Origin of the sequence: Sphaerospermopsis sp. FACHB-1094 (genome assembly GCF_014696195.1) — a bacterium.
Classification (GTDB): Bacteria; Cyanobacteriota; Cyanobacteriia; order Cyanobacteriales; family Nostocaceae; genus Sphaerospermopsis; species Sphaerospermopsis kisseleviana.
Map to the genome: position 1 here is coordinate 1 of NZ_JACJPT010000119.1, position 15,895 is coordinate 15,895.

10 protein-coding genes are annotated in these 15,895 nt (G+C 36.9%); 4 read left to right on the top strand and 6 right to left on the bottom strand.

Annotated features, from left to right (window positions below; genetic code table 11):
- The 3 genes from H6F47_RS23335 to H6F47_RS23345 form a co-directional block, all read right to left on the bottom strand.
- Positions 1-2,172: hypothetical protein (locus H6F47_RS23335; RefSeq protein ID WP_190651213.1), on the bottom strand; the 2,172-nt coding region annotated here is incomplete at its 3' end.
- Between the two features lie 42 nt (positions 2,173-2,214).
- Positions 2,215-2,730, bottom strand: a complete 516-nt coding sequence (locus H6F47_RS23340) for a phage tail protein (protein ID WP_137668211.1) — start codon at positions 2,728-2,730, stop codon at positions 2,215-2,217.
- A gap of 2 nt (positions 2,731-2,732) precedes the next feature.
- A complete protein-coding gene (locus H6F47_RS23345; protein WP_137668210.1) occupies positions 2,733-2,978 on the bottom strand; it encodes a hypothetical protein in 246 nt (81 codons plus the stop codon).
- A 192-nt stretch (positions 2,979-3,170) separates the two neighbouring features.
- Between H6F47_RS23345 and H6F47_RS23350 the strand changes: the two genes are divergently transcribed.
- On the top strand, positions 3,171-4,691 hold the full coding sequence (locus H6F47_RS23350) for a DUF4157 domain-containing protein (protein ID WP_199291273.1): 1,521 nt from the start codon (positions 3,171-3,173) through the stop codon (positions 4,689-4,691).
- A gap of 337 nt (positions 4,692-5,028) precedes the next feature.
- Here the strand turns inward: H6F47_RS23350 and H6F47_RS23355 are convergent, their stop codons facing one another.
- Both H6F47_RS23355 and H6F47_RS23360 read right to left on the bottom strand, forming a co-directional pair.
- Positions 5,029-5,457 (bottom strand): type II toxin-antitoxin system VapC family toxin, encoded by a 429-nt coding sequence (locus tag H6F47_RS23355; RefSeq protein WP_190651215.1) that lies wholly within the window; start codon positions 5,455-5,457, stop codon positions 5,029-5,031.
- The gene (locus H6F47_RS23360) at positions 5,454-5,753 is read right to left on the bottom strand and encodes a hypothetical protein (RefSeq protein ID WP_190651217.1); all 300 of its coding nucleotides are present in this window, start codon (positions 5,751-5,753) and stop codon (positions 5,454-5,456) included. Before H6F47_RS23360 ends, H6F47_RS23355 begins: the two co-directional genes overlap by 4 nt.
- A 227-nt stretch (positions 5,754-5,980) precedes the next feature.
- Here H6F47_RS23360 and H6F47_RS23365 point away from each other — a divergent pair, with 227 nt between their 5' ends.
- From H6F47_RS23365 to H6F47_RS23375, 3 genes are all read left to right on the top strand, one after another.
- Positions 5,981-11,413 carry a DUF4157 domain-containing protein gene (locus tag H6F47_RS23365; RefSeq protein ID WP_190651219.1) on the top strand — a complete coding sequence of 1,811 codons (5,433 nt, stop codon included), beginning with the start codon at positions 5,981-5,983 and terminating at the stop codon, positions 11,411-11,413.
- 170 nt (positions 11,414-11,583) lie between these two features.
- Positions 11,584-12,303, top strand: a complete 720-nt coding sequence (locus H6F47_RS23370) for a DUF1963 domain-containing protein (RefSeq protein WP_096564844.1) — start codon at positions 11,584-11,586, stop codon at positions 12,301-12,303.
- A gap of 52 nt (positions 12,304-12,355) precedes the next feature.
- Positions 12,356-13,471, top strand: a complete 1,116-nt coding sequence (locus tag H6F47_RS23375; protein WP_190651220.1) for a YbjN domain-containing protein — start codon at positions 12,356-12,358, stop codon at positions 13,469-13,471.
- Positions 13,472-13,537: 66 nt separating this feature from the next.
- Here H6F47_RS23375 and H6F47_RS23380 read toward each other — a convergent pair.
- A partial coding sequence (locus tag H6F47_RS23380; protein WP_190651222.1) for a CHAT domain-containing protein occupies positions 13,538-15,895 on the bottom strand: 2,358 nt, incomplete at its 5' end.

Consider the following 15,895-nt stretch of genomic DNA (forward strand, 5'->3'; position numbering starts at 1 on the left):
GTTGTCTTTTGTGGTGACATCGGCAATTTCCGATGTTTGGTTTTCTGACTTAATTTGATTATTTTCTAACTTCGCATTTAACTGAATCTCTGATAATATAGATGATGGAATAACAGGAGGAATTTCTGTGTTGTCTTTTGTGGTGACATCGGCAATTTCCGATGTTTGGTTTTCTGACTTAATTTGATTATTTTCTAACTTCGCATTTAACTGAATCTCTGATAATATAGATGATGGAATAACAGGAGGAATTTCTGTGTTGTCTTTTGTGGTGACATCGGCAATTTCCGATGTTTGGTTTTCTGACTTAATTTGATTATTTTCTAACTTCGCATTTAACTGAATCTCTGATAATATAGATGATGGAATAACAGGAGGAATTTCTAGTATTTTAGGTGTGGTTGTCTCCTCATTTTGTGGTAATGAATTAGGTTGAATCTTAATAATAGGAGATATTTCTTCTGAAGTATTAACAGTTTTTTTAGTATTCTCTAAAGTCGTAACTTTGGTTACAGATTCATCCTGAATTTCAGGAGAAAAAGCATCAGAAACGATAACCGATTCTTGAGTATTCCCGAAATCAATAAATAAACTTTCTTTATTTTCAGACTTGGGTGATATATTTTCTGCAATTACATTTGAACTCACATCAGAAACTAAAGATTCTGCTTCTCCCAAATCACTATTTTTATTAAGATTATTTCTATCAGTTTCTCTTTTTAAATTTGGTGCTAATGAATTTGATAAATTATCATTATTATCATCTAAATTATCATCTAATATATTATCATCGAATTTCCTAGATGTAGACAATAAATTTTCTTTGGTTAGATGATCACTTATTGCAGGGTAAATATCATTAGCAATATCATTAATATTTCTAGTATCTCTGTCACTTTCTCTGATAATATTTAGCTGGGGGCTATTTTCATCTTCTACTTCTCTTTGGATTGAATTTTCATTGACATTAATATCTAAAGTATCAACGTCTTCCGGTGTTTCACTAACTATTATCGGTTGATGATTGGTAAAGTTATTACCGTTATTAAATATATTCATTTCTTCTTCAATATTAGATGTTTGATTTTCCAAAATAGAAAATTCTGAGGAATCACTGTTAATACTATTAATGGTATTATTAATACCATCAGTTTCTCGATCTTGTTCTCTAGCTTGTATAGATATTTCCCCAATTTCTATAATATCAGATTCATTGAAACCAGTTATTAAATTAGATGGTAAATCTGTAATGACTTGTGGTTCATCATCGGTAATTTGTTCTGATAATGTAGAGTTATTGTCCAAATTGTTAGAGTTGATATTGGATACATTACCATCTATGATATTATTGTCCAAATTTACTAAATTTTCTGAATTTATTAAATTTTCTGAAGTTGTTGGTTGCTGTATAAATGGAGAACTATCAGTGAAGTTATCAGTTAACTTAAACAAGTTCAATATTTCAGATTGAGGATTATCTGTAATCAATGAATTTAAATTCTCTTCAGCAGTAGGAGGATGATTTGCACTTTCATCTATCACCTGTGTAACTTTCACCTGTTTAACTTTCTTGGTTGTAGATGATTTAGTAGTTTTTTTAGGTTGAGTTTTTTTGGGTTGAGTTTTTGCAGAAGATGTTTTTTTCTGTGATTTCTGCTTTTGGGTTTTCCGGGTTGTTTTAGTTTGAGGTTGAATAGTTACTTCTGGTAATATGTCATCACTTAAACCACTTAAATTGTTGTTAGCAATTTGAGTCTGTAAAAGATGGGAAATATTACTTAAATTAAATTTATTATTGGTATCTGTGAGGGAATTTGTATTATTTTTTGGTATAATTATTTCTGGTGTAATTGAATCAAAATTTGCTAATTCCATTTCTGGAAAGTCGCTATCCATATCTAGATTACCCAGATAATCATGATCTGAATAATTATCTGTAATTAGTGTATCTATGAATGGTTGACGTTTACGATTTAAGAAAAGTCTAGATGGTGTCAATAATGGTTTGGAGATGACTAGAGGCTGAATAAAATTGTTGTGTTGAAAAGTGTTGTGTTGAAAATTGTTGTTTTGATGATGAAAACCGAGATAGGATTTTTGCCCAAGGGTATGAACTTGAGTTCCTAATAATGATTGAATAATTTGCATAGGATTGACAGGTGTAATTGACAAGATTTAAAGTAATTTGTGTAACTTAATTTGAATGAATTTGAATTAATTTGATGTAAAAAATCCAGATTTCATCCGTGATGTAGGATTACCGCCTCCTTTGTCTTTTCCTACTTTTAATCCTTCATAAGCTAAAGTTAATTCTTCAATGGCCACTGCATTACCATCTGCTTGTAGTGCTGGTGTTTTCCAAGCAATAGGAACAGCACCGATTAAAGTCCAACTCATCATAGTTTCGCCGGCTTGATTGAAAACTAAAATATTCACATTCCGGCGAGTTGATGTTTCAGTAAATACTGCGCTAATCCATTTCCAAAAACCTTGATTATCTGTAATTCCTCTTTTGAGAGTTACATCTGAAAATTCTGCTTGACCTAAATATATTCTCTGTTGATCATTAACTCCACCTTCACGAAATACATTTTTCTTAATTTGCATTCCTAAACCAGAACATTCACTAAAAGATGCAGCAATAGATTTATCTATTTCTACATAAAATCGGTTGGTGGTGACATAATTTAATTCGTGAGTGACATTACCATTTTGATTATTTCCTGCCATTTTTACCACCTTTGATTACCATAACCATTAACTCTTTCTCGTTGGATACGCATATCTTCTAGTAAAAGTTGATATACTCGTTCTGTCAGTTCGCTTAATCGCAACGAGTCCTGAAGATACTTATCAGCTAATTTAGCGATTTCTGTTACATCGGATGCAGAACCAGAACCCGCATATCCAGCAGTACCGCCAATATCACTATTGGGAGTAAAATTTTTTGGCTTTTGTGGCTTGTTGGTTGAGTTCATAACTAAAACTCAAAGTTAGTTCTAAAATCAAGGCTAAAGGTACTGGATGAGAATCAAAATTAGCCAAAAGTCGAACTTAATTTTTACTGTTATTGGACTGATGTTGTATTGTTTTGTGAGAGCGATCGCCCTATAATGGTTGTTTAAACTGGCAAAATCTTTATCCACTGCTGGGGCATCAGGAGCATTATTATGAGGGAACGCATATTCCAAGCTAAAAAAGCTGCTTCTCCCGTCTCCATATCAACACTCAAACAACCAACACGCGGTTTTGGTTTAGAGTCATGGAACGCTTCACCTCCAGCCATGACACAGGTGCAACCCCTGAATAAGCCTCTCACTCACGATATCAGTAAAATATCACTCCGTCCCCAAGCAAAACTCTCCATCAGTCAACCAGGAGATACTTACGAACAGGAAGCGGATAGTGTAGCGCGACAAGTGATGCAAAGAATGGCGCTGTCTGGAAATCGTCAATCTATTCAACGTCAGGAAGTTCCAGAGGAAGAGGAAGAACTGCAAATGAAACCTCTGGAGATTAGCACTTTGCAACGTCAAGAAGTTCCAGAGGAAGAGGAAGAACTGCAAATGAAACCTCTGGATATTAGCACTTTGCAACGTCAAGAAGTTTCAGAGGAAGAGGAAGAACTGCAAATGAAACCTCTGAACATTAGCACTTTGCAACGTCAAGAAGCACCAGAGGAAGAGGAAGAACTGCAAATGAAACCTCTGGAGATTAGCACTTTGCAACGTCAAGAAGTTTCAGAGGAAGAGGAAGAACTGCAAATGAAGCCGATGGTGCAGCGTCAAGCTAATGGTGGGATGGCTGCTACCGCAGATTTAGAAACCTCTATTAATCAAGCCAGGGGAGGAGGACAACCACTAGGGGATAATATCAGAGAACCGATGGAACAGGCGTTTGGTGCTGATTTTGGAGGGGTGAAGGTTCACACAGATAGTCACTCTGACGGGTTGAATAGGTCAATACAAGCGCGTGCTTTTACCACGGGACAGGATATTTTCTTTAGACAGGGGGAATATAATCCTGGGAGTCGGGGCGGACAGGAGTTGTTAGCACATGAGTTAACCCATGTTGTGCAGCAGAATGGGGGGATGGTACAGCGATCGCTTCTACCACCCCAACACTTAATGCAACTCCCCGCAACTGAAAACCCTCGCAATTATGCAGATCAGCGAGGAGGTGGAGTAGGGAAAGTGTTGTCGCCTACCGTTCAACTAATGGCATTACCACCACTTGGTGCTAAAGCGTCAACTCATGGTGATCCTGAGAAAGCTGACCTTGTTGAGAGGTTGATTAATGGAACATCAAGTGTTGAGGATTATATGCATGGTATATGTTACGATGCTGTGGCATATGTACAATATTTGCGCGGTTGCATAAACCCAGAACAATTACTAAATATTAATGGCGAAGGATGGATCGATGTGTTAAATTTCGCAAGCGGAAATATTTGGAATGGCGAAAGCATAGAAAAAGGTAAAGCCATAGGATTTTACCGTTTGGTTCACCAAAAGTTTTTCCACGCTGCCATATCCGTAGGGGGTACTACGATTCGAGCTATAAATGGTCATGTGCTAGGGAATGGATGGGGTACGGCGGCTGATTTAGCAAATGTTCTAAAGCCAACGGAACAAAATGGTATTTACCTGCACGATAACACCCAAATTCAGGTATATATCTCTCCTCTCTGATGGTATCATTATGTACATCTTCATACCTCACATTTTGCTATAATGCCTACGCTTTAGTTACATTTATTTGGCAATATCAACCGTAGGTGATCGCCTCAAAATATAATTTAGACTTTAGGCTAATTACTTACAGAGTGCGATCGCATTATCCTAGTAAATCTTGTAGGGTGCGTTAATGAAATGTAACGCACCAAATTGATTGTTATTCACCGTCATTGTCTTAATATTAAGGATGGGTCTTAATGCGATAGCGAAGCTCTACTGCAAACGAACGCTTATTATAATTTTTGAAAATTGTATTAGCGTAGCTTACCGTAGGTAGAACTTCATAAAATTTTTAATCAGCCCAATTTTCTATCTTCAAATTGGGAATTTGTGAAAAGTCTTTGTAATTGCGTGTAACTATTATTGCATTTTGAGTAAGAGCAATTGAAGCAATTCTGAGGTCTTTTTCAATTCTCTTTTTTGCTAGAGTTTTAGAACTTTGCTGTAATATTTGGTAATATTTTTCCGAATTTCTATCAAAGTTCAAAACAGTTATCACCTTAAAAAACTCAGTAGTTTCCCACAGCTTAGTATAAAGATGAGCAAGATTATTAACTTGTGTAGGGTTATTTAATCTCCCCATCCAACCATTAAATAGCTCTTGTACAGTAACCACAGTAATTGCTACATCATCGGAATGTGCTGCAACTTGGACAGCGATGGACTTATTTCCAGCTAGGAAAAGTGAGGTATGATCAGTATCGAGAATCCAAAAGCTCATATTTCACTATTATCTTCTCTTTCAGCTTTGATTTCTGCCATAATTTCCCGAAAATCTGGATCATTTTCAAAAATTCCAGCAAACTTCATCAAAGGATTTTGGGAAGCAAGTTGTTTTATTGGTGTTGGAATCGTAATAACTTCGGCTTTAGCTAACCGTTTTTGTAATAACTGTTGAACTTTTTCCACTGCACCTTGTTTAGTTTGATCTTCGATTTGAAGATCAGGAATTTCTAGGACAGTAGCTTTAGTAAAACCATCAGTTGTATTTTCTAATAAAATATTCCAGTTATCCACAATATTAATTTTCCTCAATTAGATAAATTTACATTTATTTCATTTTATTACATCATTACATCATTCTCCCATATTACCTCGCTACTTGCCTACGCGATCTTTTAAATCTCCAAAATCTGGAATATAGACTTTAGGCTAATTACTTACAGAGTGCGATCGCTATATTCTAGATATTTGTACTGGCAAAATATTCATCCACATCACGGCTTGGGCATGAGGAGCGCAACATGAGAGAACAGGTAAGCCAGGGCAAAAAAGCTACCACTTCTGTCTCCATACCGACACTAAAACAGCCAACACGGGGCTTTGGTTTGGAGTCATCAAACATTGCGCCTCAAGCAACCCCAGAGGTAGAAACTGTTGAAACTGTTAACGAACCTCTCACCCACGATATCAGTAAAATATCACTGCGTCCCCAAGCAAAACTTTCCATCAGTCAACCCGGAGATTTTTACGAACAGCAAGCGGATAGTATTGCACAACAGGTAATGCGAAGAATGGCGCAACCTGTCAACCGTCATTCTATCCAACGTCAGGAAATATCAGAGGAAAAAGAAGATACAGAAAAAGAAGATACAGATTTACAAATGAAACCTCTGGTTAATTTTGTTACGCCTTTGGTGCAACGTCAACAAATGCCAGAGGAAGAAGAATTACAGATGAAGTCTGTGTATAATTCCCATCTTTCCTGGTTGCAACGTCAACAAATGCCGGAGGAAGAGGAAGCACAAGAGGAAGAACCAGTACAAATGAAGTCAATGGTGCAGCGTCTTCCGGGTACGGGTGGAATAGCTGCAACTTCAGATTTAGAAACATCTATTAAACAGTCCCGTGGTGGTGGACAACCTCTAGCTGATGATATCAAGCAACCAATGGAACAAGCGTTTGGTGCTGATTTCGGTAGCGTGCGTGTTCACACTGATGGTAATTCTGATAAATTAAATAAATCTATACAAGCTCGCGCCTTTACTACAGGACAGGATATTTTCTTCCGTCAGGGTGAATATTCTCCTGGAAGTAGTACAGGGAAGGAATTATTGGCACATGAATTAACTCATGTTATTCAACAAAATGGCAATTCTGTACAGAGAAAATCTGTCAATTTAGAATTAAAATCAAACAAACTATACAGAAAATCTACTGATAATGGGCAAACTCTCCCACTGGGGGAAAGTCCCCAACCAAGTACCCAACTGGAAGGGGATAACCAAAATCAAACGGATGAAGTAGAAAATTCTGAAAGCAGCGAACAACAAAATCAAGCAACAACAGAAAACCAGCAAACAGCATCCACCCCACCAGCAGCGGGAGAGAATGGAATAGCAGAACCACCGCCAAAAAATGAAGATGATAAGAAAGTAGAATCTGCCAAAAATACGGCATTAAATCAGGAAAAACAGCCAGATTTAAAAGATAATAACGCTAATTCGCTAAAAACCAGTTCCCAGGCTCAAGATCAACCTCAAGGTAGATTACCGGAGGAAATAACAGGACAAGATAACGTACAATTACCAAGCAAAAATGTAAATAATATAACGACTAAAGCAACAGGATCAGTAACGGGTAATGGTGAAAAAGCCCCTGCTTCCCCGGAAGCTGATCCAGAATTTCAAGCAGTAGTTAATACCACAAAACAAGTAGCTGTTAAGCAGAAAGAACACCCAGCAGCTAATACTGAAGCCCAGGAAGCCCAAGATGCGGCTCAACCCCCTGGAAATGAAGTAGAGAGCAAAGCGCAAGCTAACCAAGTGGGTGAGATGGGACAAGCTCAAACTTCAGGATTTGATGCTGCGGCTTTGAAAGCTAAACTGATGGAGCGTATTGCAGATATGGCTCCTAAGAACCTTAAAGAAGCGGATGAGTTTAAGAATGGCAATAAATTGGATTCTGTTAAAAGTGATTTAAGTGGTCAAGTTAAAGAAGAAAAGAAAGAATCACAAGGTGATTTAGAAGAGAAAACCAAGGAAAAACCAGATACAAGCGGTATTGAAACCAAACAAGTAACGCCTTTAACCGCAAATAATCCAGGAACATCACCAGCAAACATTGGTGCAGATAAAGCCGCACCTAAATCTAAGGGTCTAGGTGAAATTGAAGCACCTTTACAACAAGAAAGTCAAAATCTTGATCAAAAAATGGCTGAGGCTAATGTTACTGAGGAGCAGTTAGCAAAATCTAATCAGCCAGAGTTCCAATCCGCACTAACATATAAAAAAGAAGCTCAAACTAATGCTGTACAAGGACCTGCTAAATATCGTCAAGAAGAACAAGGAATCATAGCCAATGCCAAAGCGACGGCTGAAGCTACCGCCCAACAGCATCTTCAAGGAATGCACGGTATTCGGAATCAAAACTTGGGACAGGTAGGAGAACAACAGGTAGGAACTAAAGGTAAAGATGAACAAGCACGGGCAAAAGTTGCTGGTGATATTAATAAGATTTATGAGGGGACTAAAACCAAAGTTGAAAAAATTCTCAATGATTTAGACGGGAAAGTTATCCAAGAATTTGATGCGGGTGCTGTTAAGGCGAAAAAAGCCTTTGAGGATTATGTCGGCAAACGCATGGACGATTATAAAAAAGAACGTTATAGCGGTTTTTGGGGTCCAGGAAAATGGCTAGTTGACCAGTTTTTAGGTCTACCTTCAGAAGTGAATGTTTTTTATACAGAAGGGCGGGAACTTTACATTAAAGAAATGGATGGGGCGATAAATAAGGTAGTTACCATTATTAGCAAAGAACTCACCCAAGCCAAAGCAGAAATCACCAAAGGTAAACAGGAAATTCAGAATTATATTAATAAACTGCCCCAAGATTTAAAAGGTGTGGGACAGGAAGCAGCCACAGCAATTGAAAGTAAATTTGATGAATTAGAACAAAGTGTTGATGATAAACAAAATGAGTTAATTGATACGTTAGCTCAGAAATATCAGGAAAATCTGCAAGCTGTTGACGCTCGGATAGAGGAAATGAAAGCAGCAAATAAAGGTTTGATTCAAAAAGCCTTAGATGCTGTTGTGGGTGTGATCAAAACAATTATTGAATTGACCAAAATGCTAATCGAAGTATTAGCAAGGGTAGCGAGTGTAGTTGGGGAAATTATTAAAGATCCGATAGGTTTCTTGAGTAATTTGGTGAGTGCGGTGAAACAAGGTTTCCTCAACTTTATGAAGAATATCGGCACACACCTACAAAATGGTTTAATTGCTTGGTTGACTGGCACAATGGCAGAGGCTGGAATTGAATTACCAGAAAAATTTGATTTGAAAGGTATTTTTAACCTAGTCATGCAGCTTTTGGGCTTCACTTATGAAGCGGTTCGCGCCCAAGCTGTGAAACGATTGGGTGAAGAAAAAGTCAGCCGGATGGAACAAACGGTTGAGGTATTTAAGATATTAGCTACTCAAGGAATAGGAGGAGTTTGGGAGTTAGTTCAAGATCAGATTGGTGATTTGAATAGTTTGGTAATTGAACCGATCAAGAATTTTGTCATTGAAAAAGTAATTACAGCAGGGATTGAATGGGTACTGAGTTTATTAACTCCAGCTTCGGCATTTATTAAGGCTTGCCAAGGAATTTACAACATTGTTAAATTCTTCATTGATAATGCTCAGAGAATAGCAGATTTAATTAATGCGATCTTAGATTCAATAGTGGCGATCGCCAGTGGTTCAATTGATCAAGCAATCAAAGGTGTGGAAAATGCCCTGGCTAAATCTTTACCAGTTGTGATTAGTTTCCTAGCGAGTCTTTTGGGATTGGGTGGTATTAGTCAAAAAATTCAAGGTATTATCCAAAAACTGCGGAAACCAATGGAAAAAGCAGTTGATTGGGTAATTGATAAAGGTAAGAAGGCGTTTGGAAAAGTTAGTAATAAGTTCAATAATAGTAAGGTAGGTAAGAAATTTAATGCTGCTAAGGATGCAGCAGTGGAGAAATATAAAGCTGGTAAGCAGTGGGTGGAAGATAAGAAAGCTGCTGGAGAAAAATGGTTTGATGATAAGAAACAAGCCCTGTTAGATGCTACAGAAAAACGGAAAGCTCAGTTCGCAAATACTAAATTTGGTAAAGCATTAAACAGTGCTAATGATGGGTTGGGTAAGAAATTAGATGCTTTAGATAAGAAACGTCAGGCGTTTAATAACAAAATTGAAGCGGCCAGAGAATGGCCTAGTAAACAGTTAGAAAAAGTCCAGGATAAAGCCGCAGAATTAAGAGGAAAAGCGGGAGATAAAATCAAAAATAGTAAGTTTGGTAAGAGTGTTAGTGAGAACTGGCAGAAAGGTAAAGATTGGGGTAGTAATCAAAAAGCTGCTTTGGATAAAAAGTTGGGATTTGGTAAGGGTAAGAATAAGACGGTTCAGGAAGATGCAAAGGATAATAGCCCTGATCAAAAGAAAGCATCACCTGATGAACGCAAGACGGCTGCGAAAGAAAAATTTATATCTTTAATGAAAGCGAAAAAGACCATGAGTAGAGAAGACATGAATAGCGTTTTCATTAAACTTAAAACTGAATTTCAGCTTTCTGATATCAAACTTGAAGGTAATCTGACCGATCCTAAGATTGGATTCTATGCTTCACCCGCAACATTTTTACCATTAAATTCTATTCCCATAAGTGGACAAAAATCAGGAGCAAAAGCAGCAAATAGAGCATCAGTTAAAGCTGGTGATTATATTAAAGCAATCAGGTATGACGGACCATTTCCAACTCCAGGTAAAGAAGTAGTTGACGAATTTAACAAGAGATTTGAAGGACAAGCAACTACATATAATAATGGGCAAACTTTTACTGGTTCTCCACCCAAAAAGAAAGCGAAAGGAGTAGCACCTATAAATTTATATGAAGTACAAGCTCTACCTACAAATAGCCTACCTTTTCAGACAGCAACTAACAGTAATTCTTATTACAGAGCGGGGACTGTAGAAGCTCAATCTAGTGTTACTAGAGGTCCTAGAAGATCAAATAAAACAGGTATAGAGACAAAATTTGGACATTTTGGTATAGATGAAGAAATAATTAAAACTGGAAATTCCAACACAGATTACAATGGTGGACACCTTGTGGGAGATCAAGTTATGGATAGCCACAACGCATTTAATTTATATGAAGACTGGAATCTTGCACCTCAACAAAGAAGTTTTAATAGTCCTGTTTATACAGGAACAATTGAAAACGCTGTTACTAGGGCAATAAACGCTGGAGCAACTATCAAATATACAGTAACAGTTCAATACCCAAGTAATATTTATCAGATACAACCTTCAGTGCTGATTAAAAATTTATTACCCAGTGGTGATCCTTATCGGCAAGAAGTTGAAGGCGCAATCAAGAACAACAGTAACTTGGATTCATCTTTTACATTACATCGGAGAACACCGGGTTTCTGGCAAGCTAAAGCAGAGGTCATTAAAGGTAGCGAAACGATAAGTTCAGGCGATATCAAGCAGCGTGATAATGTCGCTTTTGAAAACAATCCCCTGAACGTTCAACCTGGTGTTAATTATCAACCTACTAATCTAGAACAAGTGCGATATTCATTAGAAGTAGATACGGGTGCTGGTCTGAAACCACTAACCGTACCCACTAACGGAGATCCTATACAATATTCTGGAGCTACACAAGTTGAAGAAACAGCTAGACAGGAAACTTTTTAGTTTATTGAGGTGGATGACTAAAATTACATCCATTATTAACAATAGGAAATTATCTTATAAGTCGAATATAATGGAAAATAAAACTATATCTAGTCATTTTATAATGATTAGCAAAACCATTTTTATGATTTACTGATGTTGATAATTTATTGATATTCAAGGGTGAATAAATGCCACTTAAAACTCAATTCCAAATAATCGAAAGTCTTACAGAAATTTTAGACCCTGTAACTAAATTCGGCGGACAACCAGTATGGATAGCTGAACCCCTGTGGCCACTCGGTCCAGAAACAGGTGAACAAATGTTGTTTTTGGGGCAAATTGCTCTTAATCACGAAATATTTCCTGATAGCAATGGCATAATGGTCTATCTGTTCTTTGAACAGGAGAGTGAGCCACTTTATAATGAAGCTTTTGCTATAGTGATACAAACCACAGAAAATGTTTATACAAGTGGTGATCAAATAGAATTTTTATCCGCAACTACAGGACCCACTATATACGAATTAAATGAAGATAATGAGGTAGTTTATCAAGAGTATGGAGTTATATTAGAACACGTAGAAAATGAAGATTCTGTTCCGCTCAAGGAAAGATACACGATAAATGATTTGAATTATGACCCTGGATACCAGTTTGCAAGACCCGAACTAGCTGGAAATAAAATAGGTGGTCAACCTCTATATATTGGACACCTAACCAACCCACCTGAACTATTTACCTCAGATGAATGGCTACTGCTATTACAATTAGCTCCAACTCAAGGGTATTACAACAATTTGCAACCTAATTTCTATCCCTTCTATATGGAGTTAGGGGAGTTTGGTATTCTCACAGTTTTTATTTCTCAAGACTATACCCAAGCTGTATGTTATGTTCAGCAGCCGTAGCAGAAAAGATATCAAAAAACTCAAGACGTATATTGATTAAGTTATCTAAAATATGGTTGGAACAACAGAACCTTATCAAATCAACAGCGAACTAATCCTACACAACCCCTCTCAAACCCCCCTCATCTTACACGCGATCGCTCTATCTCTCACCACCCAAAACAACAACCTAATAGAATGTCGTCTCACCTTCCAACTCACCCCCCAACTCTACCAAAGCATAGAAAAAGAAGCATTATTTAATCTTAAACCAGAAGTCCGTAATTCTGATTCTATAAAATTCCTCCCTGAACCAAACATTACAATAGAAACAATTTTAAAACCCGACTTATTACCCCTGTTAACAGAAAACAGTAAAAACATTGAAGAAGCTGCAAATTACATCCTTAAATTAAACCAAGAACAACCCCAACATATTCTCCTATCTACTGAAAGTTGGTTAGTTTTATCTGTGAAACAGCAACAGGAATCAGGAGAAATCGGTTATCAAACTCTTTGGGCTTATATTAGTCCAGAAAATCTCATTCAAACAGCAAATTCTAGTGAAAAAATTACAGAAGGAATTATCAAATTTTTTCAAGATTGGACAGCAGCCAATTTATCAAGTTTATCAACCAAAACTCAAGCGAGTGTAAATAAAATGATAGAAGAATTTAATACATTTTTAACTGAGTTAGATAATATTAATCCAGAAGAAATCACCACATCCTCTACAAATAGTAATATTTTTGAGGAAATAATCAATTTCTTCAAAAATGATGATTGGCCTTTTGTACAACTTTCAGAACAAACAGCTTTACAAATAAGTTTTCAAGGTAAAAATGGTAAATGGAATTGTTACGCTAGAGCCAGAGAAGAACAACAACAATTTGTATTTTACTCCATTTGTCCAGTCAACGCACCAGAAGAAAAGCGACTAGCTGTAGCAGAGTTTATCACTAGGGCTAATTCTGGCATGATGATCGGTAATTTTGAGTTAGATTTTAATGATGGAGAAATAAGCTATAAAACCAGTATTGATGTAGAAGGTGATAGAATCAGCAGCGCATTTATTAAACGTTTAGTTTACGCCAATGTGATGATGATGGATGAATATTTACCAGGGATTTTATCTGTAATTTATGGTAATGTATCCCCGGTAGATGCAATAACTCAAATTGAGGCTTAAACCATCAAATAAATCATCCATCTGTTGTAGGAACAATTCATGAATTGTCCCTACCATCATTTTCACTTACCACTGACTACCAATCATTGTAAAAGCAGACCAATAGTAGGGATGGGAGAGATTAGCATTCTGTAACTTCTCAGCAATTTTCCCTGGTATATTGATACTACCCCTAAGACTAATTAATTGATTTTCTTCGACCTTAACTTTACCTTGAATCATAGCTAATTGTGTTTGTCGCAGTGCTTCAGATTTAATTGGTGAAGTCTTTAATTGGCGATAAAACTCAGTCATCAAAACCATAGTTCCATTATCTTCAACCCACCACAAACTGGCAAGTGCTGATTTTACACCTGTTTTTACCGCTAACCCAGCAAAACCTAACTCAGAATTGTTATCTCCAAAAGCTGATTTACAAGCACTTAAAACCAGTAATTCCACTGGTGGTTCATCCCATCCCAACTCGCTGACTTGATCAAATCCCAACTTACTATTATACAACTGAATGTAAGAACTGCTGGCATCACCAGGAGCAAATTCTGCATGAGTTGCTAGGTGAATTATTTCAAAAGGTTTGTTAGTAACAGGATTCTTTTGACGTTGAGTCTGGAGATTTTCCAGGGTAAAGCTTTGATTGAGAAAAGATTTACCATTCCATAGATTAGTGATATTATCAAGCTCTACTGGAACAGCTTCCAACTTATTTTGGTTTTGGTCTTCGGCAAATTCACTAGCTCCCATTGCCAAAACTTGAGCGTTTTTAATACTTGAATAACTCATCTTGGTGGCACTGGCACTGGGTATGATTCCCAAGCTGTATTTTTCAATCAAAAACTGTTGACCATCATGGAGAGCAGCCATAGGAATAAAACGTAAACCAGCATCCAAAACAAAGGACAAATTATTAACGCCCTGTTTTTGTAATTCCGCTTCATAGGGTGCAATTAGCCATTTATATAATTGCTGTGCTGATTTTAAATAGTTTGTACTATTGACATTTTGAACTTTGCTGTACAGTTCATTTGCTACTTCCTTAATCTTGGCTCTGGTAGCATAAGAAACTTGTTTACGAATGGTTTTACCTTCCGAGGTGAATATGGTTAAATACAGTACATCTTTATCTTGTGATGTGTCATCACTAGGGGCAAAACCCACATAAACAATAGCCGATTTAATCCCTGTTTGTGCTTCAATTTGTTTCAGTTCAGCTTGAATATCAGCTTGAGATTTTCTAATAAACGATCTGCCAGAATATGACTCAATTTCTGCCGTATATCGCTCCTCTAGTGTAGCAACATCTGTATCAACTGTCACTGCTGGATTACTGCTAACTGATAGCAGACCTGATATATCTGGTACTGGTTCTATAGTTATGCTACTATTAGAATCGGTAATTATTTGAATGTTGCTTTGAGTAACATTGCCTTCAAAGGATCTTACAGGTCTGATATTGTTGATAACACCTCCTGTTATTGCTGCTGCTGTACCCAGTTCGCTGCTATTACCAATGATAAATAATGTATTACCATCACCTCCATGTCGGATAGTGACAGAACCATTACCATCGCCGCCTATTGTAGAAATACTAGAACGAACACCATTGCGAGCGTCAAAGCTGCCTGTAGCCCGGAAAAATCTTCTGGTTGTAATATCAACATTACCACCAAGTCCACTCCCTAATGCTTGGGTATTGATAGCAAAAACTTCAATATCATTATCAGGATCTAACATGACATTACCACCATTACCAGTGCTAGAACTGGTATCTAAAAATCCGGTTTTAATTCTGTTTTTTGCTTGAATATTAATATTTCCACCTTGAGTTGTGATGTTTTGTGTTGTCACTACTCCTGTATTACTATCTACAGTTGGATTACTACCACTGCTAGAACTGGTATCTACTAGCGCCTGAATATTAACATCTTCACCTTGAGTTGTGATGTTTTGTGTTGTCACTGCTCCTATATTACTTTTCAGGTTGACTTTATCATTTGTGGTGTCGATTTTTCCAGTATTGATATTTTGATTGGCTGTTAGGTTAGTTAAACCACCTGTGATATTGTTGATACTAATTCCACCAGATGAACTGTTAAGATTGATATTTTCACCATTAATATTAGCAGTCGTGATATTTTGACTGGCTGCTAAATTAATTAAATTTCCTGTAATGTCATTGGTTGAAATTCCCCCAAGGGTACTGGTAACATTGATATTTTCACCTTGCGTTGTAATATTGCTAGTGCTAATATTTTGATTAGCTAATAAATTAATTGAGGCATTATTTAAACCTGTAATTGTAGCAGTTGCAGAGATTGAACCTGTGCCATTAGGTGTTTTGATAGTTGTGGGGTCTTTAAATGCTACAGGGTTATTAATAGCAATATTACCAATTCCGTCATTACGTCCAATAGTAATAGAACTAAA